Source organism: Bradyrhizobium sp. 159, from assembly GCF_023073795.1.
Lineage (GTDB): Bacteria > Pseudomonadota > Alphaproteobacteria > Rhizobiales > Xanthobacteraceae > Bradyrhizobium.
The window spans coordinates 255,177-280,941 of the sequence record NZ_JADPKE010000041.1 but is presented as its reverse complement, the minus strand read 5'-3'; the positions used below and the strand labels follow the sequence as shown (position 1 = coordinate 280,941).

22 protein-coding genes are annotated in these 25,765 nt (G+C 64.2%); 10 read left to right on the top strand and 12 right to left on the bottom strand.

Annotation, left to right across the window (positions count from 1 at the left end):
- Nucleotides 1–194 precede the first annotated feature (194 nt).
- The 4 genes from prmC to IVA96_RS10400 form a co-directional block, all read right to left on the bottom strand.
- The gene (gene prmC / locus IVA96_RS10415) at nucleotides 195–1,076 is read right to left on the bottom strand and encodes a peptide chain release factor N(5)-glutamine methyltransferase (RefSeq protein WP_247276267.1); all 882 of its coding nucleotides are present in this window, start codon (nucleotides 1,074–1,076) and stop codon (nucleotides 195–197) included.
- 3 nt (nucleotides 1,077–1,079) lie between these two features.
- Nucleotides 1,080–2,165, bottom strand: coding sequence for a peptide chain release factor 1 (gene prfA, locus IVA96_RS10410; RefSeq protein WP_247276268.1), 1,086 nt, complete (start codon nucleotides 2,163–2,165; stop codon nucleotides 1,080–1,082).
- 59 nt (nucleotides 2,166–2,224) lie between these two features.
- Nucleotides 2,225–4,492 (bottom strand): phosphoenolpyruvate--protein phosphotransferase, encoded by a 2,268-nt coding sequence (gene ptsP / locus IVA96_RS10405; protein ID WP_247276269.1) that lies wholly within the window; start codon nucleotides 4,490–4,492, stop codon nucleotides 2,225–2,227.
- Nucleotides 4,493–4,778: 286 nt separating this feature from the next.
- Nucleotides 4,779–6,035: an aspartate kinase gene (locus IVA96_RS10400; protein ID WP_247276270.1), complete on the bottom strand. Its 1,257-nt coding sequence runs from the start codon at nucleotides 6,033–6,035 to the stop codon at nucleotides 4,779–4,781.
- A gap of 153 nt (nucleotides 6,036–6,188) precedes the next feature.
- Here IVA96_RS10400 and IVA96_RS10395 point away from each other — a divergent pair, with 153 nt between their 5' ends.
- The 3 genes from IVA96_RS10395 to IVA96_RS10385 all read left to right on the top strand — a co-directional run bounded on the left by IVA96_RS10395 (nucleotide 6,189) and on the right by IVA96_RS10385 (nucleotide 8,606).
- Nucleotides 6,189–6,656 carry a PH domain-containing protein gene (locus IVA96_RS10395; protein WP_247276271.1) on the top strand — a complete coding sequence of 156 codons (468 nt, stop codon included), beginning with the start codon at nucleotides 6,189–6,191 and terminating at the stop codon, nucleotides 6,654–6,656.
- Nucleotides 6,657–6,670: 14 nt separating this feature from the next.
- Nucleotides 6,671–7,438, top strand: a complete 768-nt coding sequence (gene ubiG / locus IVA96_RS10390) for a bifunctional 2-polyprenyl-6-hydroxyphenol methylase/3-demethylubiquinol 3-O-methyltransferase UbiG (protein ID WP_247417015.1) — start codon at nucleotides 6,671–6,673, stop codon at nucleotides 7,436–7,438.
- A 268-nt stretch (nucleotides 7,439–7,706) separates the two neighbouring features.
- On the top strand, nucleotides 7,707–8,606 hold the full coding sequence (locus IVA96_RS10385) for an EamA family transporter (RefSeq protein ID WP_247276273.1): 900 nt from the start codon (nucleotides 7,707–7,709) through the stop codon (nucleotides 8,604–8,606).
- On the opposite strand, the gene IVA96_RS10380 is transcribed toward IVA96_RS10385, so the two are convergent.
- From IVA96_RS10380 to IVA96_RS10365, 4 genes are read right to left on the bottom strand one after another with little or no spacing between them, the layout of a single operon-like run.
- Nucleotides 8,603–9,091 (bottom strand): DUF1178 family protein, encoded by a 489-nt coding sequence (locus IVA96_RS10380; RefSeq protein WP_247276274.1) that lies wholly within the window; start codon nucleotides 9,089–9,091, stop codon nucleotides 8,603–8,605. The two genes, IVA96_RS10385 and IVA96_RS10380, sit on opposite strands and share 4 nt — an antisense overlap.
- Entirely contained in the window at nucleotides 9,088–9,966 is an 879-nt protein-coding gene (locus tag IVA96_RS10375; protein WP_247417013.1) for a carbon-nitrogen hydrolase family protein, read from the bottom strand. Before IVA96_RS10375 ends, IVA96_RS10380 begins: the two co-directional genes overlap by 4 nt.
- Nucleotides 9,963–10,238, bottom strand: coding sequence for a glutaredoxin 3 (grxC, locus tag IVA96_RS10370; RefSeq protein WP_247276437.1), 276 nt, complete (start codon nucleotides 10,236–10,238; stop codon nucleotides 9,963–9,965). The genes IVA96_RS10375 and grxC overlap by 4 nt, the downstream gene beginning before the upstream one ends.
- Nucleotides 10,239–10,273: 35 nt before the next feature.
- Nucleotides 10,274–11,083, bottom strand: coding sequence for a ComF family protein (locus IVA96_RS10365; protein WP_247417010.1), 810 nt, complete (start codon nucleotides 11,081–11,083; stop codon nucleotides 10,274–10,276).
- 191 nt (nucleotides 11,084–11,274) lie between these two features.
- Between IVA96_RS10365 and IVA96_RS10360 the strand changes: the two genes are divergently transcribed.
- Nucleotides 11,275–12,144 (top strand): methyltransferase domain-containing protein, encoded by an 870-nt coding sequence (locus tag IVA96_RS10360; RefSeq protein WP_247417007.1) that lies wholly within the window; start codon nucleotides 11,275–11,277, stop codon nucleotides 12,142–12,144.
- Nucleotides 12,145–12,264: 120 nt separating this feature from the next.
- Here the strand turns inward: IVA96_RS10360 and mutT are convergent, their stop codons facing one another.
- The gene (mutT, locus tag IVA96_RS10355; RefSeq protein WP_247276276.1) at nucleotides 12,265–12,675 is read right to left on the bottom strand and encodes an 8-oxo-dGTP diphosphatase MutT; all 411 of its coding nucleotides are present in this window, start codon (nucleotides 12,673–12,675) and stop codon (nucleotides 12,265–12,267) included.
- Between the two features lie 137 nt (nucleotides 12,676–12,812).
- Here mutT and IVA96_RS10350 point away from each other — a divergent pair, with 137 nt between their 5' ends.
- Nucleotides 12,813–14,138, top strand: coding sequence for a TadE/TadG family type IV pilus assembly protein (locus tag IVA96_RS10350; protein ID WP_247417004.1), 1,326 nt, complete (start codon nucleotides 12,813–12,815; stop codon nucleotides 14,136–14,138).
- A 171-nt stretch (nucleotides 14,139–14,309) separates the two neighbouring features.
- Here IVA96_RS10350 and argJ read toward each other — a convergent pair whose 3' ends face one another.
- Nucleotides 14,310–15,551: a bifunctional glutamate N-acetyltransferase/amino-acid acetyltransferase ArgJ gene (gene argJ / locus IVA96_RS10345; protein WP_247276439.1), complete on the bottom strand. Its 1,242-nt coding sequence runs from the start codon at nucleotides 15,549–15,551 to the stop codon at nucleotides 14,310–14,312.
- Between the two features lie 103 nt (nucleotides 15,552–15,654).
- On the bottom strand, nucleotides 15,655–16,566 hold the full coding sequence (locus IVA96_RS10340; protein ID WP_247276278.1) for a peptidylprolyl isomerase: 912 nt from the start codon (nucleotides 16,564–16,566) through the stop codon (nucleotides 15,655–15,657).
- Between the two features lie 353 nt (nucleotides 16,567–16,919).
- Between IVA96_RS10340 and secA the strand changes: the two genes are divergently transcribed.
- Complete coding sequence (gene secA, locus IVA96_RS10335) at nucleotides 16,920–19,760, top strand: preprotein translocase subunit SecA (protein ID WP_247276279.1); 2,841 nt, start codon at nucleotides 16,920–16,922, stop codon at nucleotides 19,758–19,760.
- 389 nt (nucleotides 19,761–20,149) lie between these two features.
- Here secA and IVA96_RS10330 read toward each other — a convergent pair whose 3' ends face one another.
- On the bottom strand, nucleotides 20,150–20,593 hold the full coding sequence (locus IVA96_RS10330; RefSeq protein WP_247276280.1) for a MarR family transcriptional regulator: 444 nt from the start codon (nucleotides 20,591–20,593) through the stop codon (nucleotides 20,150–20,152).
- Nucleotides 20,594–20,772: 179 nt separating this feature from the next.
- Between IVA96_RS10330 and IVA96_RS10325 the strand changes: the two genes are divergently transcribed.
- The 4 genes from IVA96_RS10325 to IVA96_RS10310 all read left to right on the top strand — a co-directional run bounded on the left by IVA96_RS10325 (nucleotide 20,773) and on the right by IVA96_RS10310 (nucleotide 25,755).
- Entirely contained in the window at nucleotides 20,773–21,957 is a 1,185-nt protein-coding gene (locus IVA96_RS10325) for a substrate-binding domain-containing protein (RefSeq protein WP_247276281.1), read from the top strand.
- Nucleotides 21,958–22,124: 167 nt separating this feature from the next.
- Nucleotides 22,125–23,639, top strand: a complete 1,515-nt coding sequence (locus IVA96_RS10320) for an amidase (RefSeq protein WP_247276282.1) — start codon at nucleotides 22,125–22,127, stop codon at nucleotides 23,637–23,639.
- A 36-nt stretch (nucleotides 23,640–23,675) separates the two neighbouring features.
- Complete coding sequence (locus IVA96_RS10315) at nucleotides 23,676–24,533, top strand: branched-chain amino acid ABC transporter permease (protein WP_247276283.1); 858 nt, start codon at nucleotides 23,676–23,678, stop codon at nucleotides 24,531–24,533.
- Between the two features lie 4 nt (nucleotides 24,534–24,537).
- Nucleotides 24,538–25,755: a substrate-binding protein gene (locus tag IVA96_RS10310; protein WP_247276284.1), complete on the top strand. Its 1,218-nt coding sequence runs from the start codon at nucleotides 24,538–24,540 to the stop codon at nucleotides 25,753–25,755.
- The last annotated feature ends 10 nt before the right edge of the window (nucleotides 25,756–25,765 follow it).

Sequence of the window (25,765 nt, the reverse complement as noted above, 5' to 3'; positions counted from 1 at the left end):
CGGTCGGAGAGCAGCGCAGCTCCACTGGCCATCGCGCTCAACAGGACCTGCGGCTTGGAACCTATATCAGTAAAGCTCTCGCCCGAGAGCCCGGCTTTCGCCCGTAGGTCTACGGGGCCGGCACCGATGTGTTGACCGGAACGTAGTCGTTCCCACGGGATATTCCAAGAGGTTTTTACAGGCCATTCCGGCTTTTATGGGGGCATTTTTCGGGCCGAAACGGCCCGCGGAATACCCGCCAGATCGGCCTTGGGGGGCCTGTCCACCACTAACGCCGCAGCCAGCATCAAGGTTTCAATATTTCCGGCCTGGCCCTGTCCGGCCTCCACGATCAGCGCGCCGCCGGGGGCAAGACGTTCGCTCGCCTGCGGGATCAGGGCGCGATAGGCGTCGTATCCGTCATTGCCGCCGTCGAGCGCCAGATGTGGATCGTGCTCGCGCACCTCGATGCTCAATTTAGGGATTTCGGCGGATGGAATATAGGGTGGATTCGACACGATGAGATCGAAGGGACCCGAGAGCGCGGCGGCATAGGAGCAGGCGATGAAGGCGGCGCGGTCGGCAAGGCCGAGCGTTGTGGCATTGTCCCTGGCGGTTGTGAGCGCGGTCAGGCTGAGATCGGTGGCGACGCCGAAAGCGTCAGGGATCTCATGCAGCAGCGCCAGCAGGATCGCGCCGGATCCGGTGCCGATGTCGGCGATGCGAGGTGGATAAGCTGCCTTCTGCTCGCGAAGGATTTCGAGTGCAAGCTCGACCACGGTCTCGGTATCGGTACGCGGGACCAGGGTTGCTTCGGACAGGCGAAATGGCAGTCCCCAGAATTCGCGGGTCCCGAGGATGCGCGCCACCGGCTCGCCGGCGATGCGACGCTGTGCGTGCTGCGCGAGCCGCGACGCCTCGGCATCCGTGAGCGAGCGGGTGGCCTGCGCGATCAGGCCGGTGAGGTCGAGGCCGAGCACCGCACCGAGCAGGATGCGGGCATCGAGATCGGCTTCGTCGCGCTGCGCCGATCTCAATTGTGTGGCCAGCGTGCGCCGTGCACTCTCGATCGATTGTCCGGTGAAGGGATTGCTCACGCGTCAGGCCGCCGCGCCTTGCGCGGCGAGCTGTGCGGCCTGGTGCTCAGTGGTCAGAGCGTCAATCAGCTCGCCGAGTGCTTCCCCCGCGATCACCTGTGGCAGCTTGTAGAGCGTCAGATTGATGCGATGGTCGGTCACGCGCCCCTGCGGGAAGTTATAGGTGCGGATGCGCTCGCTGCGGTCGCCGGAGCCGACCTTCTCCTTGCGCTCGGCCGACCGCGCGGCGTCGACGCGCTGGCGCTCGGCGTCGTAGATGCGCGAGCGCAGGATGTTCATGGCGGAGGCGCGGTTCTTGTGCTGCGAGCGGCTGTCCTGCATCATCACCACGATGCCGGTCGGGATGTGGGTGATGCGGATCGCCGATTCGGTCTTGTTGACGTGCTGGCCGCCGGCGCCCTGCGCACGCATGGTCTCGATGCGCAGATCGTCGTTCTTGATGTCGACGTCGACGTCCTCGACCTCCGGCAGCACCGCGACCGTCGCCGCCGAGGTGTGAATACGTCCTTGCGTCTCGGTATCGGGCACGCGCTGCACCCGGTGCACGCCGGATTCGAATTTCAGCTTGGAGAACGCGCCGCGGCCCTGCACCTCCGCGATGATCTCCTTGTAGCCGCCAACGGTGCCTTCGCTGGCCGAGATCACCTCGACCTTCCAGCCCTGCAGGCTGGCGAAGCGCTCGTACATCCGGAACAGATCGCCGGCGAACAGCGAAGCCTCGTCGCCGCCGGTGCCGGCGCGGATTTCCAGCACGACGTTGCGGTCGTCCATGGCGTCTTTGGGCAGTAGCGCGACGCGGATCTTCTGGACCAGGTCCTCGATCCTGGCCATCAGCTCGTCGCGTTCGGCTTCCGCCATGCTGCGCATCTCGGCATCTGTCGCGGGATCGGCGATCAGGGCCTCGGTGTCGGCGAGCTCCTTGACCGCGGAACGATAGGTCTTCACCGCCTCGATCAGCGGCGTGATCTCGGCGAGCTCGCGGGTGATCTGCACATAACGGTCGGAGGCGAGCTGGCCGAGCGATTCGGCCTCGAGCGAGGCGTGATGTGCGAGCAGGACGTCGAGTTTGGCTTCGGGGAGTGACGACATCGGGTTCAGTCTCAAATGGGCGGGCGGAGGCGAGGTGAGCGGAAGCGGCGCCAGGCCCGCTACAACGCCAGGCCTTCGGCCTCGGCAAATTCCGTCAGCTTCTGCCGGATCGAGACGCTGCCCGCGGGCGCGTCCAGCAACGGGCCGAGCATGGCTTCGGCCTTCCTGGCGTCGAGGTCGAGCACCATGGCCTTGACTGGGCCGAGGGCGGTCGCCGAGAGCGAGAGCGAGCGATAGCCCAGTGCGATCAGCGCCAGCGCGCCGACCGGCTTCGAGGCCATTTCGCCGCAGAGCGAAAGCGACTTCTTGGCCGCATGGGACTTGCGTGCGATGTCGCGCAGCGCGCGCAAGATCGGCGCCGACATGGTGTCGAAGCGCTCGGACACTTTTGGGTTGCCGCGATCGACGGCGAACAGAAACTGGAACAGATCGTTCGAGCCGACCGAGATGAAGTCGACCTTCCTTAGGAGCTCGTCGAGCTGGTAGAGCAGGGCGGGCACCTCGACCATGGTGCCGATGTCGATCCGCTCCGGCAGCGTGTGGCCGTGCTGGCGCAAATATGTGAGTTCGCGCTCGACTAGCGCCTTGGCCGCATCGAATTCGGCGACTTCCGAGATCATCGGGAACATGATGCGCAGTGCGCGGCCGCCGCCGGCGCGCAGGAGCGCGCGGATTTGGCCGCGCAACAGGCCGGGACGATCGAGCCCGAGCCGGATCGCGCGCCAGCCGAGCGCGGGATTCTCCTCGACCACCGCTTCCATGTAGGGCAGCGCCTTGTCGCCGCCGATGTCGAGGGTGCGGAAGGTGACGGGCTTGCTGCCGGCCGCATCCAGCACGGTGCGATAGAGCGCGAGCTGGTCACTGGTGCGCGGCAGGCTCTGGCCGACCATGAATTGCAATTCGGTGCGGAACAGGCCGATGCCGGCGCTGCCGGTGTCCTCGATATGGGGCAGGTCGATGGCGAGACCTGCGTTGATCATGAGCTCGACCTTCTCGCCATCCTTGGTCACGCAAGGCCGGTCGCGCAGTGCGAGGTACTGCGCCTGGCGGCGGGCGCGGAAGCGCACGCGCTCGGCGAAGGCGGCCTCGATTTCCTGCGAGGGGCGCACGTAGATCGAGCCCGACGTGCCGTCGACGATGATGGCGTCGCCGGGATCGGCGATACCCGGCGCGTTCGGGACTTCGCCGACCGCAGGAATTCCGAGCGCGCGCGCCACGATCGAGACGTGGGAATTGGCGGTGCCTTCCTCCAGCACGATGCCGCGCAGGCGCTTGCGGTCGTAGTCGAGCAGCGCCGCCGGGCCCATCGCACGCGCGATGACGATGGCGTTGTCGGGCAATTGCTCGCGTGAGGGCGCGTGGTCCTGGCCAACCAGCTGCCGCATCAGGCGGTAGCCGAGATCTTCCAGGTCGTGCAGGCGGTCGCGCAGATATGGATCGGTCGAGCGCAGCATGCGCGCGCGGGTGTCGGACTGGACGCGCTCGACGGCGGCCTCCGCGGTGAGGCCGGTGGCGACCGCCTCATGCAGCTTGTGCGACCAGCCCTGGTCGTTGGCGAACATGCGATAGGCTTCCAGCACCTCGCGGTGCTCGCCGCCCTCCGCGACGTCGCCGCGCTCAAGCATGCGGTCGAGATCGGCGCGCAGCTTGGCGAGCGCGGTGTCGAGCCGCTTGATTTCCTTCGGCAGGTCCTCGGCGATGTAGTCCTTGATGACCACGCGCGGCTCGTGCAGCACGACATGGCCGAGCGCGATGCCTTCCGACAGGATGGCGCCGACCTTCTGCGCGGAATGGCGCGCGGCAGGCTCCTGGCCCGGCTGGGCCAGCGCGGATAGTTCGCCGGAGGCAATCAGCTCCGCCAGCACCATGGCGGTGGTCTGGAGCGCCTCGAGCTCCTCCTCGACATAGTTGCGCTTGGCACGGTTCTGCACCACCAGCACGCCGAGCGTGTTGCCGGCCCGCAGGATCGGGACGCCGAGGAAGGAGTGGTAGATTTCTTCGCCGGTCTCGGGGCGGAACGAGAAGGCCGGGTGGCTCTGCGCATCGCTTAGATTGAGCGGCGTCGCCTCGCTGGCGACGAGTCCGACCAGGCCCTCATGGGCGCTGAGCACCGTGTGATGCACCGCCTCGCGGTTGAGACCTTCGGTGGCGTAGAGCTCGAGCGTGTTGTCGACGCGCAGCACATAGACCGAGCAGACCTCGGCCACCATATTGGCGGCGATCAGCACCACGATCTTGTCCAGCCGCTCCTGGGCCGAAACCTGCTCCGCCATGGTTTCGCGGAGCCGTCTCAATAAGACGCGGGGACCTCCCGACGCGCTCCGCATGAACCGTCAATCTCCTCCGTCTGCCGAGCCCGAAAGGGCCGTCGGCGGCTGGCCCAGAAATCCAGAAAAGCAACAAAGCCTGCTCGTCCGGCGCCGGCCCAAGCTCAATCTAGTGAGCCTTGACGCTTTTGCCGAATCGACACCGCTTCAACTGGGGCACAGTTTTCGGCAGCCAACCCTGTTCGCCGTATAGCGAATTGGGGCTTGTTTTGCCAAGCAAAACGCCTGCCAAACGCGAATGTGTGGACGCCTTCGCGTTTGCTGCGACCGCTAAGAGAAAATTCGTCTAAGTCTGATCGAGGCCGTAGAGCGTGTGCAGGGTGCGCACCGCAAGCTCGGTATAGGCCGCATCGATCAAAACCGAGAATTTGATCTCGGAGGTTGTAATGGCCCGGATATTGATATTCCGTCTGGCGAGGGCCGAGAACGCCTGGGCGGCAACGCCGGCATGGCTGCGCATTCCGCTGCCGATCACCGAGATCTTGGCGACGTCGGTGGCAGTATCGAGCCGGGCATAGCCGATCTTGGCCTTGGCGGCGGTAATTGTGTCCTTGGCGCGGGTGTAGTCGGCGGCCGGCACCGTGAAGGTGAGGTCGGTGGTCTTGCCGTCTTCAGAAACGTTCTGAACGATCATGTCGACGTTGATGTTGGCGTCCGCCAGCGGGCCGAAGATCGAGGCCGCGACGCCCGGCTTGTCCTCGATCTGGCGCACCGAGATCTGGGCCTCGTCCTTGGAGAAGGCGATACCGGTGACGACGTGGCTTTCCATGATCTCCTCCTCGCTGCAGATCAGCGTGCCGGGCGGCTGGTTGGCATGCGGGTCGATGTCCTCGGGCTTATCGAAACTTGAGCGGACGAAAATCGGCATGTTGTGAACCATGCCGAGTTCCACCGAGCGGACCTGGAGCACTTTGGCGCCCTGGGAGGCCAGTTCCAGCATGTCTTCGAATGCGATCTTGTCGAGCCTCTTGGCCTTCGGCACGATTCGTGGATCGGTCGTGTAGACGCCGTCGACATCGGTGTAGATATCGCAACGGTCCGCCTTGACGGCGGCGGCGACCGCCACGGCCGAGGTGTCGGAGCCGCCACGGCCGAGCGTGGTGATGCGACCAGTCTCGGGGTTGATGCCCTGGAAGCCGGCGATCACCGCGACCTCCTTGCGCTCCCTAAAGCGCTTGATGATCTCGCTGCCGTCGATGTCCTCGATTCGAGCCGAGGCATGGGCGTCGCTCGTCTTGATCGGTATCTGCCAGCCCTGCCAGGAGCGGGCCTGGATGCCCATGCCCTGCAGCACGATGGCAAGCAGGCCGGACGTCACCTGTTCGCCAGAGGCCACGACGGCGTCGTACTCGCGCGCATCGTGCATGGGCGAGGCCTCGGTGCACCAGGCCACCAGCTCGTTGGTCTTGCCAGACATCGCCGAGACGACAACGGCCACTTCATGGCCGGCGTCGACCTCGCGCTTCACATGGCGCGCGACGTTGCGGATACGTTCGATGTTGGCGACGGATGTGCCGCCGAATTTCATCACGAGGCGGCTCATGACGACGCGTGCATTCCCTCATAAGGATCAGTATGGTGACCGCACCGGACGGGTGCCTCGCGGATACCGACCGCGCGTATACAGAGCGGCGGGGCCGGGGGCAAGCGGGTTCCTGCGGGGGGCAGGTGCGGGGCTAGTGGGTTAACACAGATCATGGCGCGTTATATCGACGAGATCCTGCAACCGGGCGAGCGGGTGCTGTATTCGACCAATGCGCATTGGATCTTCTATTTTCCGGCCATCGTGGCCTGGATCGTGGCGCTGGCGCTGCTGATCCTGTCGCGGCAGGTCACGGTTGACTGGCTCGTCTTGCTTTGCCTGGGAGCCGCGGGTCTCGTCGGCCTGGCGGCCTTGTATTGGACCATCAAGGGTTGGTTCCATCGCTTCACCACCGAGACCGACGTCACCAATCTCCGGGTCGTGCACAAGACCGGGTTCATCAAGCGCCGTACCTTCGAGATGGCGCTGGACAAGGTCGAGAGCGTCGACGTCGACCAGACGATTCTTGGACGGATTCTCAACTATGGCGACGTGACGATTCGCGGCGTTGGCGAGGGAATCGAGACGATCAAGACCATCGCCTCGCCGCTCGCCTTCCGTAGTTCGATCACCACGCGGTAGGACCGCGCGTAACCATGAGCATGCAGCAAAATACTTCCGCAGCCACCCCGCCGGGTTCGACCGTCGACGCCGCCGAGATCGCGAAATTCTCAAAACTCTCGGCGGAGTGGTGGGATCCCAAGGGCAAGATGGCGCCGCTGCACCGGATCAATCCGCTGCGGCTCGGCTACATCCGCGATGCCGCTTGCCGCAAGTTCGAGCGCAATGTGCGCAGTCTCAATTGCCTCGGCGGCCTGCGCGTGCTCGACATCGGCTGCGGCGCTGGCCTGCTCTGCGAGCCGCTGTCGCGCCTGGGGGCGCAGGTCATCGGCATCGACCCTTCGGCGAGCAACATCGCCGCCGCGAAGCTGCATGCCGACAAAAGCCATCTCGCGATCGACTACCGCTGCACCACCGTGGAGGAGATTGATCCGCGCGAGCGCTTCGACATCGTGCTGGCGATGGAGGTGGTCGAGCACGTCACCGACGTCGGCGTTTTCCTGAAGCGCTGCGCATCGATGCTGAAGCCGAACGGCCTGATGGTGGTCTCGACGCTGAACCGGAACTGGAAGAGCTTTGCGCTCGCGATCGTCGGCGCCGAATACGTCCTGCGCTGGCTGCCGCGCGGTACCCACGAGTGGAGCAAGTTCGTCACCCCCGACGAGCTCGCAAAATACCTGCTCGACAACCGCCTCGTCATCACCGAGCAGACCGGCGTGGTCTACAGCCCCTTTGCCGACAAATGGACCCTCTCCTCCGACATGGACGTGAACTACATGGTCGTGGCGGAAGGGATGGTGTAAGGCCGCGCTGCATCCCACTCATTTGGTGTCGTCCTGGCGTAGGCCGCCAAGGACCCATTATCCCAGGGAGAAGTTGTGGCGCGAGGTGGCAACTACGAGTCTTCGGAAAGCCACTCCCTGGGTCATGGGTCCTGGATCTGTGCTACGCTTGTCCAGGATGACCTGAGGGTGTGGCGAGAGCATCGCTCCTATGACGCAGGCATGATTGACCTGTTGTCGCGTCGCCGGCAGTTTGCACGAGCCGTCATATAGCCCGCCAACCCATCCCATGTTCACGATCGCCAGCCTCTGGATTCCCTTTACCGTCGTTGCCGCGCTCGGGCAGGTCGCGCGCAATGCGATGCAGCGGTCGCTGACGAAGCCGCTGGGGACCTGGGGCGCGACCAACATCCGCTTCCTGTTCGGCTTCCCGTTCTCGCTGCTGTTTCTCGCGGCGGTGCTGGTCCTCTCTGGCGATCATCTCAGCATGCCGCCGATCGCGTTCTGGCCGTGGCTCTTGCTCGGCGCACTCAGCCAGATCGTCGCCACCGGGCTGATGCTGCTCGCCATGAATGACCGCTCCTTCGTGGTGACGACGGCCTACCTCAAGACCGAAGCGATCCAGACCGCGATCTTCGGCTTCGTCTTCCTCGGCGATCACCTGACCTCGCTGAAGGTGCTCGCGATCGTGATCGCGACCGCCGGGGTCGTCATCACCGCGCTCCGGCCAGGCGGCGAGAAGAGCTTTGCCGAATTGAAGCCGACCATCACCGGCCTCGTCGCCGCGGCGGCCTTCGCACTCTCCGCAGTCGGCTTTCGCGGCGCGATCATCACGGTGCCGAACGTGTCGTTCGTGACGGCGTCGTCCTTCACGCTAGTGCTCGGCCTGTTCGTGCAGACGCTGGTGCTGACGATCTATCTGCTCTGGCGCGCGCCGAAGGTATTGCGGGGCATCCTGGGACTATGGCGGCCATCGATGCTTGCAGGCTTCACGGGTGCCTTCGCATCGCAATTCTGGTTCCTGGCGTTCGCGCTGACCGCGGCCGCCAATGTCCGCACGCTCGCTTTGATCGAGGTGCTGTTCGCGCAAGGCGTGGCGTATTACTCGTTCAAGCAGCCGATCGCGCCGCGCGAGCTTGCAGGCATCGCGTTGATCGTGATCGGGGTCGCTGTTCTGGTAGGGACTTAATTCCGATCTTCCGGCAGCACCGGTAACGGCGACACCTCGATGCCTTCGTCGATCAGTGACTTGGCTTCGTCGGGCGAGGCCTCGCCATAGATCGGACGATGCTCCTTGTCGCCGTAGTGCATGGCGCGGGCTTCGTTGGCAAAGCGCTCGCCGACATTGTCGGCGTTCTTGACGATGTGGTCGCGCAATTCCTTCAGCTTGGCGCGCAGCTCGCGCTCCTGCGCCATCAGCAGCGAGGTCGGTCCTGACGGCGCAGCCTCGGGTGCAGGCGTAGTGGACGCCGTGGGCTCCGGCGGCGGCGTAGCGCGCCCGCGGCCCTTCTTGCCGACGATGCGCGGGGCCATGATCGCCTTGTCGACCCTGGCCGAGCCGCAGATCGGACAAGTCACGAGCTTGCGCTTCACCTGGGAATCATAGGCCGACGAGCTTTGAAACCAGCTTTCGAAGGCATGGTTCCGGTCGCAGTGCAGTGCGTAGCGGATCATGCCGATCCCCGCACGAGATGCAGATGGTCCGGCCCGGCCTTGGCATCGGAGACGCCGAAGCGGCGGCCGTGCTGGAGCGAGGGGATCGCCCGGCGCGCCGTCTCGACCTTGGCCGGGTCGATCTTGGCCATGATGACGCCGGGCTCGACGCCACCCTCGGCGAGGATCTCGCCCCAGGGGTCGATGATAAGGGAGTGGCCGTAGGTCTCGCGCTTGTTCTCGTGTAGGCCGGCTTGCGCCGCGGCGAAGATGAAGCAGCCGGTCTCGATCGCGCGCGAACGCAGCAGCACGTGCCAATGCGCTTCCCCGGTCTTGCGGGTGAAGGCCGAGGGCACAGTGATGAAGGATGCGCCGCTCTCGGCCAGCGCGCGGTAGAGCGCAGGGAAACGGACATCGTAGCAGATCGTCAGACCGACGCGGCCCCAGGGGAGGTCGGAAATTACCGCCGTCTCGCCCGGCTGGTAATTGGCGGATTCGCGATAGCTCTCGCCGTCCGGCAGCTCGATGTCGAACATGTGGATCTTGTCGTAGCTCGCGAGCACGTTGCCCTCGGGCCCGATCAGAAAGGAGCGGTTGACCGCTTTCTCCGGCGAGAAACGCAGCGCCAGCGAGCCGACATGGATGTGGATCCCGAGTTCCGCTGCGAGCGCCCGATACGCCTTCAGAGAGGCGTCGTCCTCTTCGCTCTGAAGATGCTCGAACAATGCCTTACAGTTCAGCTGCATCATGTTGCTGACTTCGGGCGTCTGCACGTAGTCGGCGCCGTTTGCCGCAGCCTGCCGGATCAGCTTGGTAGCCTGCGCGAGGCTCGGTTCGGGCAAGAGGCCGGTGCGCATCTGCACCATGGCGGCGGTGAAGGTCCGATCCTCGCTCATGAGACGGCCTTGACGCTGTCGAGCATGCGGTCGAGCTTGCCTTCACGATCGAGCGCGTAGAGCTCGTCGCAACCGCCGACATGGGTTCCACCGATCCATATCTGCGGGAACGTCGAGCCTTCGCCGGCGCGGTCGTACATGTCCTGGCGCCAGGACGGGTTCTTGGCGACATCGAATTCCGTGAAGATCGCCTTTTTGCGGGTCAACAGCGACCTTGCCGCGGAACAATAGCCGCAGCCTGGCCGGGTGTAGATCTCGACAGCAGCAGTCATGGCGTCCAGCGCTTTCATGTCATGAATTCATTGAATTATATGGGACGGGGGCCGCTTTCGACAACCCGGGCAAAGACCAGCACGTCGACCTGGGCGGCCTTGGCGCGCAGCAGGGCCCGCGCGCAGGCATCCAGCGAGGCACCCGATGTCAGGACATCGTCGACCAGGACGATGCGACGGCCCTGAATCTCGGCTTGGCGGTCGGGGGATACCTGGAACGCGCCCTGCACATTGGTGGCGCGCTGGGCCCGCGACAGGCCGATCTTCTGCTCGGTGGCGCGCACCCGCCGCAACACTTCGCCCCGGACCTCGACCCCGCTCCGACGCGCGATGATGCGCGCCAGCGCGCCGGACTGGTTGTAGCGGCGCCGCCAGGCCCGCCGCCAATGCAGGGGGACGGGAATCAGCATGTCGGCGCCAGAGAGCAGCTCTGCGCCGGCGCGCGTCATCCAGCGGCCCATGGCGGGCGCCAAATCAGTGCGGTCCTGGTATTTCAGCGCATGGACCAGCGTGCGCGCAACATCGTCATAGCGCACCGCCGCGCGTGCCCGCATGTAAGCCGGTGGGTTCGCGATCGCCTCCATCGACAGCATGTCGGGACCGGGGTCATACACAAAGGGAATACCGAGCCGCGGGCAATAGGGCCGTTCAATGAACGACAGTCGCGCCCAGCAGGAAGCGCAAACGCCCTCGCCGTCGACCGGCTCGTGGCAGGACACGCACTGCGTCGGCAGTGCGATGTCGAGGGCGAGCCGTGCCGCGCGCGACAGCACCTGACAGCCAGTCGTCCACGCGGCACGCAGTGGTGCGGCGATGGATCGGGAGGGAGCGGTTTTGGCTTCCATTAGGGAAGGCTAGCGTTCCACGATCATCTGCTCAAGCCACCCTCTCGTGCCGCGGACGCAGCGCTCTTGCAGTGCGCTGCCGAGCCGGGGCCCAGAAGAGCCGCATGCGCAGCAGCGTGGGTCCCGGCTCTGCGGAGCGCCAATTCGTGCCGCACCGCGTTCGGGACACGAGACCGATTGCAATAGCCAGCATGATCGGCGTAACCAGCGGCATGGCCCAAATTCCGCAAACCCCGCCCGCTTTGTTCGACCGCGCCTTGCTGCATGCACGGCAGCAACGCGCACTTGCGCAAGGCCCGGTCACCTTCCTGCTCGATCGCGTGGCCGAGGATATGTCCGACCGGTTGGCCGCGGTGACGCGGGAATTTCATGCGGCGGTGGATCTATGGACACCCGGCGAGGGTCTCACGACGTTGCGGTCGTGCCTACGTTCGATCGAGCGGATTGCGTCGGGTGCGGCCGGCGAGGAGAAGCTGCTCTTCGAACCGGAGAGCCGCGACCTCATCATCTCGGCGCTGGCGCTGCAATTCGTCAACGACCTGCCGGGTGTGCTCGCGCAAATTCGTCGCGCCCTGAGGCCGGACGGGTTGCTGCTCGCCGCCATGATCGGCGGCGACAGCCTGACCGAGCTGCGTCAGGCGTTTGCGGCCGCCGAAGCCGAATGCGAAGGCGGCGTGTCGCCGCGCGTCGCGCCGTTCGCGGACTTGCGCGACATCGGCGCGCTGTTACAGCGCGCGGGCTTTGCGCTGCCGGTCACCGACGTCGACCGTGTGGTGGCACGCTATGGCAATGCGTTTGCTTTGATGCAGGATCTTCGCCGCATGGGTGCGGCCAATGTGCTGATCGAGCGTCGGCGCGTGCCGAGCCGTCGCACGACGCTGCTGCGGATGGCCGAGATCTATGCCGAACGCTTCGCCGATGCCGACGGCCGCGTCCGTGCGACGTTCGATATCATCTGGCTCTCCGGCTGGGCCCCGCATGCGAGCCAGCAGCAGCCGCTCAAGCCCGGCTCGGCCAAGGCGAGCCTCGCCGAGGCGGTGAAGAAGGCGAGAGAAATATAGGCTGTCTCTCCCGTCATGGCCGTGCTCGACACGGCCATCAACGTCATTCAGCTCGGCACGAAGATCGTGGATGCCTGAGACAGCTAGGCATGAGGCTGAGAGCGTGATGGCTCCCCGAGCTCACATCAGCAAGTCGATCAAATGCGGGATCAACGGGATGTCGGCGGGCGGCATCGGGTAATCGCGCAGTTTGTTGGCGCGGACCCAGGCCAGAGCCTGGCCTTCGCGCGCCGTAACCTGCCCCTCCCAGCGGCGGCAGATGTAGAGCGGCATCAACAGGTGAAAGGTCTCGTAGCCGTAGCTCGCAAAGGTCAGTGGGGCCAGGCACGGCTCGGCGACCGTGATGCCGAGCTCCTCGTGGAGCTCGCGAATCAGGCTCTGCTCGGGCCGCTCGCCGGGCTCGAGCTTGCCGCCCGGGAATTCCCAAAGGCCGGCCAGCGCCTTACCCTCGGGGCGTTGCGCGATCAGGACGCGCTTGTCGGCGTCGACCAGCGCGCAGGCCACCACCAGTGTGAGTTTGAGATCGGCCATGCCCATGTCGTTTGCTGAAGGATCGCTCGCAACGGTTCGTTAACCCCGCGTGGGGCCGCGTTCTCCGGCCTCCATAAGTCATATTTAATCGACGGTTCCTAGAGTGGAAACGCTGAAACCATTCCGGGTCCCGCTCCATGCGCGCTGCCATTGGCATCATCATCCGCCGATTCGTCCACGACCGGCGCGGCAATATCGCGGTGATCTTCGCACTCTGCTGCGTGCCGCTGATCACGGTGGTCGGCTGTGCGGTCGACTACTCTCGTGCGACGCAGATCCGCTCCAAGCTTCAGGGCGCGGCCGATGCGGCCAGCGTCGGCTCGGTGGCCAAGTCCTCGCCGGCCTTTGCCGCCGCGGGCACGATGACCTCGGACGGCCCGATTTCCGTCGGCGTTACCGATGCCCAGAACATTTTTGATGCCAACCGCGCCAACCTGACCGGCTACACGCTCAAGAACATCACGCCGACGGTGGTCAAGAGCGGCTCGACCGTCAAGTCCACGGTCTCATTCAGCGCCGAGCTGAACACCATGTTTCTCGGCGTGATCGGCAAGACCGCGCTGACCGTGAGCGGCACGTCGACCGCGACGGCCAGCATGCCGCTCTATATCGACTTCTACCTGCTACTCGACAACTCGCCTTCGATGGGCGTCGGCGCGACGCCCGGCGACGTGCAGACGATGGTCAACAACACGTCGGACAAGTGCGCGTTCGCCTGCCACGATCTCAAGGACAAGAACAATTATTACGACCTTGCCAGGAAGCTCGGCGTGACCACCCGGATCGACGTGCTTCGGAGTGCCACGCAGTCGCTGATGGACACGGCGAGCGCAACCGAAACCTATTCAAACCAGTTCAGGATGGCGATCTATGATTTCGGCGGCTCCGCAAGCACGCTCGGTCTGCGCAATCTGTTCTCGCTGTCGGCGTCGCTCTCCAGCGCGAAGTCGGCGGCCGGCAAGATCGACTTGATGTCGGTGAACGGTCAGAACGAGAACGGCGATCAGGACACGGCATTCACCGCGATATTTCCTGCGATCGACAAGGAGATCAGTTCACCCGGCCCCGGCACGTCATCCAGCCCGCTCAAATATCTGTTCTTCGTATCCGACGGGGTCGCTGACGAGAGCAACACCGCCTGCCTGAAGCCGCTCTCAGGCAGCACACGATGCCAGTCGCCGCTCGACCCGTTGCTGTGCAAGGCCATGAGGGATCGCGGGGTCAAGGTTGCGGTCTTGTACACGACGTATCTCGCGCTGCCCACCAACAGCTGGTACATGAAATGGATCAATCCATTTAATGCTGGCCCCTATGGGCCGTCGCCGAACAGCGAGATCGCGCAGAACATGCAGAGCTGCGCCTCGCCGGGCCTGTATTTCGAGGTCAGCCCGACGCAAGGCATCTCCGAAGCGATGAATGCGTTGTTCAAGAAGGCGGTCGCCGACGCGCGGATCTCCGGGTGAGATGAAGCAGACCTCCATCGCCGTCATCGTGAGACGGCCGCTTCTTCAGCGGCCCTCGCAGGGGAACGGCGGCCCAGTTCTCCCCGTGCGGCGGTAGCGCGGCCGTTCATCCGTCGAGGGAAGGCGTGCATCGCTGCGCGCTGCGCGCCTCGCACCTCAATGACGGAAGATTCAGGACCTGTAGTCGCCGTTGATCGCGACATATTCCTTGGTGAGGTCGCAGGTCATGACGCGGTCGCGGCCCTTGCCAAGGCCGAGCGAGACCTTGATCGCGATCTCCGGTGCCTTCATCGCCTCCGAGACCTGCGCTTCGTCATAGGACGGATCGCGCGCGCCGCTCTTGGCGACGCGAATGCCGTTGAAGGAGATCGAGAGCTTGTCGCGATCGGCCGGCTCGCCGGCCTTGCCGACCGCCATCACCACGCGGCCCCAGTTGGCGTCCTCGCCGGCGATCGCGGTCTTGACCAGCGGTGAGTTGGCGATCGACATCGCGATCTTGCGCGCCGAGGCCTTGGTCTTGGCGCCCTCGACGGTGATCTCGACCAGCTTGCGTGCGCCTTCGCCGTCGCGGGCCACCTGCTCGGACAGATTGGCGAGCACCTGGTTGAATGCCTTGACGAAGGCCTTCAGCCTGGGATCGCTGGCCCGGTCGATCTTCGGCGCACCATGTTTCGCGGCGGCGCCGGTCGCGAAGGCGAGCAGCGTGTCCGAGGTCGAGGTGTCGCCGTCGATCGTCACTGCATTGAAGGTGTCCTCGACGCCGCTCTTGAGCAGGGCTTGCAGCGCGGCGGGCGCGATCGGCGCGTCCGTGAAGATGAAGGACAGCATGGTCGCCATGTCGGGAGCGATCATGCCGGCGCCCTTGGCCATGCCGTTGATGGTGACCTTGGCCTTGCCGAGCTTGACGGTCGCGGTCGCGACCTTCGGGAAGGTGTCGGTGGTCATGATCGCCTTGGCCGCGGCGAGATAATCGTCCGGCTCGGCGGTCTCGGCGAGGCGGCCGAGCACGCCATCGAACTTGGTCGCGTCCAGTGGCTCGCCGATCACGCCGGTCGAGGCGAGAAAAATCTCGCTCTCGCTACACCCAACGGCCTTCGCCGCGATCTTCGCGGTCAGCGCGGTGGAGGCGCGGCCGGTTTTGCCGGTGAAGGCATTGGCGTTGCCGGAGTTGACGACCAGAGCGCGAGCCTTGCCGCCCTTCAATTTGGCGCGGCACCATTCGACCGGCGCGGAGGGGCATTTCGACCTGGTGAAGACTCCGGCCACGGCCGTGCCCTTGTCCATCACCGCCAGCAGCACGTCGGTGCGGTTCTTGTAGCGGATGCCGGCCTCGGCGGTCGCAAGACGGACGCCTGCGATCACGGGCATGTCGGGAACGGTTTTTGGGGCGAGCGGGGAGACGGTCGAAGACATCGCGGGGGGCGCCTTGGTGGGGTCTGACATGCAGATGGCCGGGCGATGCCCGGCCATTGCGATGCTTAGATACTCTTGGCGTCAGCGAAGTGACAGCAAATTCTTACTTCTTCGCCGGCGGCGCCATCTTGCTGTCAGACGGCTTGGCGTCCGACTTGGCGGCGTCCGCTGCCGGCTGGTCCAGCCGCTCGACCTTGGCCTCGGCACGCAGCTTGGCGACGTAATCGGCCTGGGCCTTGCGGGTGACGTAGTTCTCGATCTGGGTTTTCACCTGCTCGAAGTCCGGCGCCTTGCGGTTGCGCTTTTCCTCGACCTTGATGATGTGCCAGCCGAACTGCGACTTCACGGGGTCGGAGATCTTGCCCGGCTCGAGCGCGAAGGCGACGGCCGAGAATTCCGGCACCATCTGCTCCTTGGTGAAGAAGCCGAGGTCGCCGCCGTCGGCAGAGCCCGGGTCCTTGGATTTCTTCTTGGCAAGCTCGGCGAAATCAGCGCCCTTGTCGAGCTCGGCCTTCACCGCCTTGGCCTCGTCCTCGGTCTCGACCAGGATGTGGCGGGCGCGCACCTCCTGCTCACCGGTGATCTGCTTGGAGGCCTCGTCATAGACCTTCTTCATGGCGTCGGGGGTGGTGGCGGCCTTGCCCTCGCCCGCGAGCAGGCTGTCCATCAGGAGGCGGTTGCGGGCGAATGCCAGGCGCTTCTTGAACTCCTCGCTGTCGGCGACCTTCTTGTCTTCGGCAGCCTTGCTGACGATCTTCATGTCGATCAGGAAGGACAGGACGTTCTCGTCCTTGGTCGCCGGGTCCATCTGGGCCAGGCTGGGTCCGAGTTCTTCCTCGGCCATGGCGACGTCGCTCTTCTTGATTTCCGCGCCATTGACCTTCGCCAGCACCGGATCGTCGGCGGCGCGGAGCGGCCCGGCGCACGCCAGGGACAGCGCCAAAGCGAGGCAGCCGGCCAGGGCGGACGCATGGCGGAAACGCTGGCCGGTGGTTACCGGGAACGAGGTGGTCATGGAAAATCCTTATGTTGAAGCAGGGGGGCTGCTCGAGCGGGGCGGACACTCGCCCAATTCAGGGGGGCTTGGCAACGCGAAAAGTCTGTCAAAATGATGAATTAGCCGCAATGCGGCCGCCGTTGACAAGGCTAGGGGCCGGCCATATCTCTGGCCGGTCGCGTCCATGGCGATAGCGTTTATTTTGCTGCGTTTTTGGCCGTTGAACCCAGACTTGCTCAATTCCCACCCATATGGCGGACCACCCCGCAGTCCGGGCTGAAGGCGCCATCGGCGTCACGGTGAGTTGATAGGCAGGCGGGTGACAACTTCTTGGCTGCAACGCGGTTAAATCGCGAACACAGGAACTAGGCATGATCGGCGCGCTCGCCCGCAAGTTTTTCGGCTCCGCCAACGACCGGCGGGTGAAGGGATATCAGTCCCGCGTCAACGCGATCAACGCGCTGGAGCCCGAAGTCTCGAAACTTTCTGACGAAGCGCTCAAGGCCCGCACCGCCGAGTTCAAGAAGCAGCTCGCCGAGGGCAAGACGCTCGACGACCTCCTGGTGCCCGCCTTCGCCACAGTACGCGAGGCGGCCAAGCGTACGCTCGGCCAGCGCCATTTCGACGTCCAGCTAATCGGCGGCATGGTGCTGCACGAGGGCGACATCGCCGAGATGAAGACCGGCGAAGGCAAGACGCTGGTGGCGACGCTCGCGGTCTACCTCAACGCGCTCGCCGGCAAGGGCGTCCACGTCGTCACCGTCAACGATTATCTCGCCCGCCGCGACTCCGGCTGGATGGGTCAGATCTACGGCTTCCTCGGCATGACCACCGGCGTGATCGTGCACGGCCTCGACGATGCCGAACGCAAGGCGGCCTATGCCTGCGACATCACCTATGGCACCAACAACGAATATGGCTTCGATTATCTGCGCGACAACATGAAGTACCGGCTCGAGGACATGGTCCAGCGGCCGCACTTCTTCGCCATCGTCGACGAGGTCGACTCCATCCTGATCGACGAAGCGCGCACGCCGCTGATCATCTCCGGCCCGCTCGACGACCGCTCCGACTTCTACAACACCATCGATTCGTTCCTGCCCAAGCTCGACAAGACCGATTACGACGTCGACGAGAAGCAGCGCACAGTGACGCTCACCGAAGCCGGCATGGAGAAGATCGAGACCTTGCTGCGCGACGCCGGCCAGCTCAAGGGCGAGTCGCTCTACGACGTCGAGAACGTCTCGGTCGTGCACCACATCAACCAGGCGCTGCGCGCCCATACGCTGTTCACGCGCGACAAGGACTACATCGTCCGCGACAACGAGGTCGTCATCATCGACGAGTTCACCGGCCGCATGATGCCGGGCCGCCGCTATTCGGAAGGCCTGCATCAGGCGTTGGAGGCCAAGGAGCACGTCCAGGTCCAGCCTGAGAACCAGACGCTGGCCTCGATCACCTTCCAGAACTATTTCCGCATGTACGAGAAGCTCGCGGGCATGACCGGCACGGCCGCGACCGAAGCGGACGAATTGTTCGACATCTACAAGCTCGAGGTCGTGGAGATCCCGACCAACCTGCCGGTCGCGCGCCTCGACGAGGACGACGAGGTCTACCGCACCCAGCAGGAAAAATACGGCGCGATCCTCGCCGAGATCGAGCGTGCCAATTCGCGGCTCCAGCCGGTGCTCGTCGGCACCGCCTCGATCGAAAAGTCGGAAGTGCTCGCCGAATTCCTCAAGAAGAACGGCTACAAGCAGATCGATTTCGGCAAGGAGAACGCGCTCGACAAGCTCTATGCTGCGGCCCGCGCCGGCAAGCCGGCAAAGCTGTTCGCGGTGCTGAACGCGCGCTTCCACGAGCAGGAAGCCTATATCGTCGCCGAAGCGGGTGTGCCCGGTGCGATCACCATCGCGACCAACATGGCCGGCCGCGGCACCGACATCAAGCTCGGCGGCTCGCTCGAGATGCGCATCCAGCAGGAGACCGCAGGCATCGAGGACGAGGCCGAGAAAGCCAAGAAGATCGATCAGATCAAGGCCGACATCGCGCACTTCCGCGATCTCGTGCTGAAGGCCGAGGAGACCATCGAGATCGAGCCGGCGAAGGGGAGCAAGCCGGCCAAGACCGTGAAGAAGCCGGGCGGCCTTTATATCATCGGCTCGGAGCGGCACGAATCCCGCCGCATTGACAACCAGCTCCGCGGCCGTTCCGGTCGTCAGGGTGACCCCGGCCGCTCGAAATTCTTCCTGTCGCTCGAAGACGATCTGATGCGCATCTTCGGCTCGGACCGTCTCGACAGCATGCTCCAGCGTCTCGGCTTGCAAGAGGGCGAGGCCATCATCCATCCCTGGATCAACAAGGCGTTGGAGAAGGCGCAGCAGAAGGTCGAGGCGCGCAACTTCGACATCCGCAAGAACCTGCTCAAGTTCGACAACGTCCAGAATGACCAGCGCAAGGTGATCTTCGATCAGCGCGTCGAGCTGATGAAGGACGAGAGCGTTGTCGAAACCGTCACCGACATGCGCCACGCTTTCATCGACGATCTCGTCGCCAAGCACGTGCCCGAGCATGCCTATGCCGAGCAGTGGGACGTGGCGGGCCTGAAGGACGAGCTGAAGCGCGTGCTCGATCTCGACCTGCCGGTCGACGAATGGGCCAAGGAAGAGGGAATCGCCGACGAGGAGTTGCTGACCCGCATTGAGACCAAAGCCGACGAGCACATGGCGGCCAAGGTCGCGCAATGGGGGCCCGACGTGATGCGTTACGTCGAAAAGACCATTCTGTTGCAGACGCTCGACCATCTCTGGCGCGAGCACCTGATCATGCTCGACCATCTGCGCCAGGTCATCGGTCTGCGCGGTTACGGCCAGCGCGATCCCTTGCAGGAGTACAAGACTGAGGCCTTCAATCTCTTCCAGGAGATGAGCGCACATTTGCGCGAGGCGGTCACCGCGCAGCTGATGCGCGTCGAGATCGTCCCGCCGGAGCAGGAAGCCCCGCTGCTGCCGCCGATGGAGGCGCACAAGTTCGACCCGAACACCGGCGAAGACGAAATGGCGATCGCCAGCGTCTCGCTGGGAGCGCAGGCCACTGATGCCGCCCTTCGCGATCCCAAGAATCCGGCAAGCTGGGGCAAGATCGGCCGCAACGAGGACTGCCCGTGCGGCTCGGGCAAGAAGTACAAGCACTGCCACGGCAGGTACGCGTAAGGCTTGAATGTATTAGTGGGGCGCAACACCGGCGCCTCATTCTCGACTGTCGTCGCCCGACTGATCGGGCGATCCATTACGCCGCGGCTTCTCGGCTCAATCGCGACCGTCTCCGGAATACTGGATCGCCTGTTGCAGTGCGCAAGTGCGCACAAGGCGGGCGATGACAGTTGAGCGTGACGCGCCCAGCTCTCACCCCACCGTCGTCCTGGCGAAGCCAATTACCCAGGGGAAGTCGCGGCGCGACGCAGGCAACCGCCAGTCTTCGCCAAGTAAATGCGGTGGTAATGGGCCCTGGATCGGCCCTCCGCCCCGGACAACGCTGCGCGTTGCCAAGAACTTCGCTTGTCAAGGACGACGTGCTTTAAGAAGCCGAACTTAATCAGCCCTCAATTCGAGCTGTCGATCAAGCTCTCCAGCAGCCGCTTGAGCTCACTCGTCGATTTGTCGCCGTAGCTCTCCAGGATGTGCTCCTCCTGGTCCACCGCAAGCGAGTTGAGCTTCTTGCTCAGCACCTTGCCGCGGTCGGAGATGAACATCAGCACCTTGCGGCGGTCGTTCGGATCCTGCACGCGGTAGACCAACGTGTCCGAGACCATGCGGTCGATCATCTTGGTCAATGTCGGATGGTTGAGCAGCACGGCATCGGCGAGTTCGCCCATCGAATGGCCGTTGCCATCCGACAGCACTTTCAGGATGCGCCATTGCTCGACCGGCACGCCCTCCTTGCTCAACCGCAGCTCGAGCTGGCGGTTGATCTCCCGGTTGGCTTGCGCGAGCAGATAGGCGAGGTGATCGGTGATCGGTGAGTTTTCTTTCGAGGATTTTGCCACGGCTAAGACTTCGTCTTGACCCAAATGAGTGAATGTCTTGCAATCAATGCCGCATCTATATGCACTTCAATTGTTGAATATTCAATATTTTCAAAATAGGATCATTGCCCAACAAAAGGGCGGAAGCCGCGGCCGCCTGCTCAATGTGCTTTCAAGTCTGGTCCCAGACAGGAGTTGGCGTGCGCGCGACGGTGAACTTCCCGGCTCACGGCGGCCCGGCGTTGCCGCCGTCCTTGCTGTTCAGGAATCTGTCGTCATCGGCGGCTGATGGTGTCTTGTCGCCCAGGGATCACGCCTTCTTCAAGCGGCGCCGCGCGAACAAGCTGCGGATCGGCGGCTTCATCTGCTGCACCGGCTCGCCTGGAGTCTGGGGCCCCTGTGCGACCAACAGCGCCAAGCTCGCGGTTGCCGAGATCAACAAGCGCGGCGGCATCCTCGGGCGCGAAATCGAGCTTTCCATTTACGACGCTGGCGGACCGCTCGACGAGGTGCTGAACCGCGCCGAGCAGGCGATCGCGTTCGACGAGGTCGACCTCATCGTCGGGCTGCACACCAGCGCGGTCCGTGTCGGCTTGCGCGACGTCACCACGCGTCATCGCATCCCCTACATCTATACGCCGGTCTATGAAGGCGGTGAGTGCACGCCGGGCGTGATGGCGATCGGTGAGACGCCGCGCTGGCAGAGCCGGCCCTCGATCCACTGGCTCGCCGAGGTCAAGAACGCGTCGCGCTGGTACCTGATCGGCAGCGACTATGTCTGGCCCTGGCAGTCGCATCGCGCCGTGAAGAATTACATCAACGAAACCGGCGGCCTTGTCGTCGGCGAGGAGTTCGTTCCCCTCGGCGAGGATAATCACCAGCCTCATCTGGCGCGCATCCGCGCCGCGAGGCCGGATGTCGTGCTGATCTCGCTGATCGGCACCGACAGCATCACCTTCAACCGTGCCTTCGGCGAATGCGGGCTTGCCGCGACGACGCTGCGGCTGGCCGGCGCGATGGACGAGACGGTCCTGCTCGGCATCGGCGCCGACAACAGCGAGAACATGTTCTGCGCCTCCGGCTATTTCCCGGGCATCGGCTCGCGGAGCAACGACGACTTCCAGATCCGCTATCGCGCGATGTTCGGACCAAACGCTCCGCCGATCGGCTCGCTCGGCCAGTCCAGTTACGAAGGCCTGCGTTTCCTCGAAGCCGTCGCGAACAAGGCAGGTTCGTTGTCCATGGCTCCGATGCTCGCGGCGGGGCGCAACATCGTTTATGGCGGCGCGCGCGGGCCGGTCACCGTTCGCAACGGTCACGCCCGGATGCAGATGTATCTCGCCGAGGCTGACGGTCTCGATTTCAAGCTGATCAAGCCGGTCTAAAACGAGATTGTCGAGGGTGCTGGCGGATTTTCGAAATAATACTTGAAAAGGAAAATATTTCTGTCTGTAATATCGACGCGATGCCGATTTGGTCCCGCGCTGTGCAGGCGCGGGACCAGGCGGCTTCCGTCCACGCCAGGGATCAAGAAGCCTTTGAGGAGAGCGCCGTGACAGTTGTTCTTCCCACGCCAGCCCAGCTTCGCAGCGTCGCCGAGCAGTGCGGCCTTTCGCTGACCGACGACGACGTCGCCTCGTTCCGCGGCCTGATGCAGGGCTCGATCGAAGCCTACAATCTCGTCGCCGCGATGCCGGACGAGGTGCCGGAGGTGAAATACCCGCGCACGCCGGGCTACCGGCCCTCGGCCGAAGAGAACCCGCGCAATGCCTGGTATCGCAAGTCGACCGTAAAGGGCGCCGCCAGCGGCAAGCTCAAGGGCAAGACCGTCGCGCTGAAGGACAACATCATGCTGGCCGGCGTTCCCATGACCAACGGGTCGTCCACGCTGGAAGGCTATGTGCCCGATTTCGACGCCACGATCGTCACGCGCATGCTGGATACCGGCGCCGAGATCAAGGGCAAGGTGCATTGCGAGCACTTCTGCCTGTCTGGCGGCAGCCACACCGGCTCGTACGGGCCAGTGCATAATCCGCACAAGATGGGCTACTCGGCCGGCGGCTCGTCGTCAGGCTCTGGCGTCGTGGTTGCGCTCGGCGAGGTCGACATGGCGATCGGCGGCGATCAGGGCGGCTCGATCCGCATGCCGTCCTCGTTCTGCGGCATCTACGGCATGAAGCCGACCTGGGGCCTCGTGCCCTATACCGGGATCATGCCGATCGAGATCTACATCGATCATACCGGGCCGATGACTGCGACGGTCGCCGACAACGCGCTGCTGCTCGAAGTGCTCGCCGGCGACGACGGCTACGATCCGCGCATCAAGGCGCCGAAGGTCGAGGAATACACCAAGGCGCTCGGCCAGGGCGTCAAAGGGATGAAGATCGGCATCGTCAAGGAAGGCTTTGAGCAGCCGGCCGCAGAGGCGGCGGTCAATGAAAGCGTGCGCGAGGCGGCAAAACGCTTCAAGGATCTTGGAGCCAGCGTCGAGACGGTATCGATCCCGATGCACCTCCTGGGCGGCGCGATCTGGACCCCGATCGGCACCGAAGGCCTGACCCAGACCATGATGTTCGGCGACGGCTACGGCCTCAGCCGCGGCGATCTCTATTCGACCTCCCTGATGGATTTTCACCGCGGCTGGCGCCGGCAGGCCGACTCGCTGTCCGAGACCACGAAGTTGTTCATGATGCTCGGCACCTACATCAACAACAATTTCGGCCCACGCTTCTACGGCAAGGCGCTCAACATCTCCCGCCGGCTCACCGCGGCCTATGACAAGGCCTTCAGCGACTACGATCTGCTGTTGATGCCAACCACGCCGATGAAGGCGACCAAGCTGCCGGAGCCCAATGCCAGCCGCGAGGAATACGTAGCCCGCGCGCTCGAGATGATCTCCAACACCGCGCCCTTCGACATCACCCATCATCCCGCGATGTCGCTGCCCTGCGGCATGGTCGACGGCCTGCCCGTCGGCCTGATGCTGGTCGGCCGCATGTTCGAGGAATCCACGATCTACCGCGCCGCCCATGCCTTCGAGCAGATCGGCGACTGGAAAAAAATGTGAGCGAGGCTTCGATGCAGGCGAACGGAAACGCAACGCATGGCTAACGCGTTCGTCGCGGCGTTCGAGATCCTGAGCTTTGGCGCGATCATCGTCCTTATCGTGCTGGGGCTCGGGATCATCGCCAGCATGATGGGCATCTTCAACTTCGCGCAAGGCGAGTTCGTCCTGCTCGGGGCTTACATCACCTATCTCGCCTACGCCAAGGGGCTGCCGATCTGGGCCGGCATGGCTGCGGCGCCTTTCGTGGTCGGCGCGCTCGGCTTCGTGCTGGAGGCGCTGATCATCCGCCGCTTCTATGCCGCGCCCATCGTCGCCATGCTCGGCACCTATGCGCTCGGTCTCATCATCCGGGAATCCGTGCGCGGACTGATCGGCGGCTTCTACCTCACCGTGCCGGAGCCGATCGGCGGCTCGCTCGACATTGGCGCCATGCACATCTCGGCCTGGCGTTTCACCATCATCGTGATCACGCTCCTGGTGATGGGCGGTTGCTATCTGCTGCTGTCGCGCACGAGCTTTGGCCTGCGCGTGCGGGCCACGCTGGAGAATCCGTCGCTGGCACGCGCGTCGGGCATTTCCACGCCGCTGATCTACGGCGCCACGTTTGCGTTCGGCGCAGCGCTTGCCGGCCTTGCCGGTGCGCTGATCGTGCCGGTGTTCAGCCTGTTTGCCGATCTCGGCCTGCGCTTTCTGATCCAGGGTTTTGTCGCGGTCATGGTCGGCGGCGTCGGCTCCTTCATCGGACCGGTCGCAGGCGCGGGCGTCATCGGCACGCTCAGCGCGGCGCTGCCGTGGGTGATGGCGCCCGTCGTCGCCGACGTGCTGGTCTTCGTGCTCGCCATTGTCTTCATCAAATTCCGTCCGCAGGGCCTCATCGCAGGAAAAGGGGTTTAGTCACATGTTCGATCGCACTCAGCTCTCACGGCGCCGCTTTCTCTCCAATTTTGCTTTTGCCTCCGGTGCGGTCGCAACCGGCGTCGGCAGCTGGGTGATTCCGGCTCCCTGGGCCAATGCGGCCGAAGCCCCGATCAAGGTCGGCATCGCCACCGACCTCACGGGCCCGATCGCCTATGCCGGCAATGCCGATGCCAATGTCGCCAAGATGGTGATCAAGGAGATCAATGCCGCCGGCGGCCTGCTCGGCCGGCCGCTCGAGCTCTATATCGAGGACACCGCTTCCAACGAATCCGTCGCCGTCGGCAACGTCCGCAAGCTGATCCAGCGCGACAAGGTCGACATGGTCTTGGGCGGCATCACCTCCTCGATGCGCAACGCGATCAAGGATCCGATCGTGGCACGCGGCAAGACGCTCTACATCTATCCGCAGCTCTATGAAGGCAAGGAATGCACGCCCTACCTGTTCTGCACCGGGCCGACGCCGGCGCAGCAATGTGACGAGTTCATCCCCTGGCTGATCAAGAACGGCGGCAAGAAGTTCGCGCTGCCGAGCGCCAATTATGTCTGGCCGCACACGCTCAACGTCTATGCACGCAAGGTGATCGAGGCGAACGGCGGCGAGGTCGTGTTCGAGGAATACTATCCGCTCGACCAGGTCGATTTCTCCGCGACCGTCAACCGCATCATCTCCAACAAGGTCGACGTCGTCTTCAACACTGTCATTCCGCCTGGCGTCGGGCCGTTCTTCAAGCAGCTCTATGAAGCCGGATTCCTCAAAAACGGCGGGCGCCTGGCCTGCGTCTACTATGATGAGAACACGCTTAACATCAATCAGGCCGCCGAGATCGAGGGGCTCGCAAGCTGCCTCGACTATTTCAAGGTGTTGACCAAGGAGAGCCCCTTCGACGCAAAGATCCAGGCGGCCTACGAGAAGGATTTCCCGGGCAACTTCCTGTTCGCCGCCGGCAGCGCCGCCACCGGCACCTATCGCGGCCTGAAGCTGTGGGAAGCAGCGGTCAAGGAGGCCGGCAAGGTCGACCGCGAGTCCGTCGCCGGCGCGCTCGACCATGCCAAGATCGCTGAAGGCCCCGGCGGACCTGCCGAGATGGTGCCGGGCAAGCGGCACTGCAAGATGAAGATGTATACCGCGGTGGCCAAGAGCGGCAATTATGAGATCGTTGCTCGTAGCGACGGGCTTGTCGATCCCAAGGAATGCTGAGGCGGAATGG

Excerpts from the sequence above, each read along its gene's own strand:
- IVA96_RS10310 (WP_247276284.1), top strand. The coding sequence starts at position 24,538 with ATGTTCGATCGCACTCAGCTCTCACGGCGCCGCTTTCTCTCCAATTTT.
- IVA96_RS10385 (WP_247276273.1), top strand. The coding sequence starts at position 7,707 with ATGTTCACGATCGCCAGCCTCTGGATTCCCTTTACCGTCGTTGCCGCG.
- IVA96_RS10350 (WP_247417004.1), top strand. The coding sequence starts at position 12,813 with ATGCGCGCTGCCATTGGCATCATCATCCGCCGATTCGTCCACGACCGG.
- secA (WP_247276279.1), top strand. The coding sequence starts at position 16,920 with ATGATCGGCGCGCTCGCCCGCAAGTTTTTCGGCTCCGCCAACGACCGG.
- argJ (WP_247276439.1), bottom strand. The coding sequence starts at position 15,551 with ATGTCTTCGACCGTCTCCCCGCTCGCCCCAAAAACCGTTCCCGACATG.
- IVA96_RS10380 (WP_247276274.1), bottom strand. The coding sequence starts at position 9,091 with ATGATCCGCTACGCACTGCACTGCGACCGGAACCATGCCTTCGAAAGC.
- ubiG (WP_247417015.1), top strand. The coding sequence starts at position 6,671 with ATGAGCATGCAGCAAAATACTTCCGCAGCCACCCCGCCGGGTTCGACC.
- IVA96_RS10375 (WP_247417013.1), bottom strand. The coding sequence starts at position 9,966 with ATGAGCGAGGATCGGACCTTCACCGCCGCCATGGTGCAGATGCGCACC.
- ptsP (WP_247276269.1), bottom strand. The coding sequence starts at position 4,492 with ATGCGGAGCGCGTCGGGAGGTCCCCGCGTCTTATTGAGACGGCTCCGC.
- IVA96_RS10365 (WP_247417010.1), bottom strand. The coding sequence starts at position 11,083 with ATGGAAGCCAAAACCGCTCCCTCCCGATCCATCGCCGCACCACTGCGT.
- mutT (WP_247276276.1), bottom strand. The coding sequence starts at position 12,675 with ATGGCCGATCTCAAACTCACACTGGTGGTGGCCTGCGCGCTGGTCGAC.
- prfA (WP_247276268.1), bottom strand. The coding sequence starts at position 2,165 with ATGTCGTCACTCCCCGAAGCCAAACTCGACGTCCTGCTCGCACATCAC.
- IVA96_RS10340 (WP_247276278.1), bottom strand. The coding sequence starts at position 16,566 with ATGACCACCTCGTTCCCGGTAACCACCGGCCAGCGTTTCCGCCATGCG.
- IVA96_RS10360 (WP_247417007.1), top strand. The coding sequence starts at position 11,275 with ATGATCGGCGTAACCAGCGGCATGGCCCAAATTCCGCAAACCCCGCCC.
- IVA96_RS10400 (WP_247276270.1), bottom strand. The coding sequence starts at position 6,035 with ATGAGCCGCCTCGTGATGAAATTCGGCGGCACATCCGTCGCCAACATC.
- IVA96_RS10315 (WP_247276283.1), top strand. The coding sequence starts at position 23,676 with ATGGCTAACGCGTTCGTCGCGGCGTTCGAGATCCTGAGCTTTGGCGCG.
- grxC (WP_247276437.1), bottom strand. The coding sequence starts at position 10,238 with ATGACTGCTGCTGTCGAGATCTACACCCGGCCAGGCTGCGGCTATTGT.
- IVA96_RS10395 (WP_247276271.1), top strand. The coding sequence starts at position 6,189 with ATGGCGCGTTATATCGACGAGATCCTGCAACCGGGCGAGCGGGTGCTG.